This window comes from Arthrobacter sp. S2(2024), assembly GCF_036662515.1.
Lineage (GTDB): Bacteria > Actinomycetota > Actinomycetes > Actinomycetales > Micrococcaceae > Arthrobacter.
This window is the reverse complement of record NZ_JAYKZI010000039.1, coordinates 1-572: the sequence shown is the minus strand read 5'-3', so window position 1 is coordinate 572 and position 572 is coordinate 1. Positions and strand designations below refer to the sequence as shown.

Below are 572 nucleotides of genomic sequence, written 5' to 3'. Positions count from 1 at the left end.
GGGAACGCCTCAGCCACCGTGACCTGGACCGCCCCGAACAACGGCGGCTCCCCGATCACCTCCTACGCCGTCACCCCGCACGCCGGAACCACCACCCTGGCCCCGGTCACCGTCACCGGCAACCCGCCCGCGACGACGGCGAACATCACCGGACTCACTAACGGCACGGCCTACACCTTCACCGTCACCGCCACGAACGCCATCGGCACCTCCCCGGCGTCGGCGGCCTCGGCCGCAGTCACCCCGACCGCGGGGGCCACGGCACCCGCAGCCCCCACAGGGGTCACCGCGACCGCCGGGAACGCCTCCGCGACCGTGTCCTGGACCGCCCCGAACAACGGCGGCTCCCCGATCACCTCCTACGCCGTCACCCCGCACGCCGGAACCACCACCCTGGCCCCGGTCACCGTCACCGGGAACCCGCCCGCGACGACGGCGAACATCACCGGACTCACTAACGGCACGGCCTACACCTTCACCGTCACCGCCACGAACGCGATCGGCACCTCCCCGGCGTCGGCAGCCTCCGCACCGGTCACCCCCACGGGAACCACCAGCTCGGCCATCACCAA

Annotated in this window: 1 protein-coding gene; it reads left to right on the top strand. The window is 72.7% G+C overall.

Translation table 11 applies throughout. The annotated features are described in order from the left end of the window. Positions 1-572: fibronectin type III domain-containing protein (locus VLA65_RS21945; RefSeq protein ID WP_332603747.1), on the top strand; the 572-nt coding region annotated here is incomplete at both ends.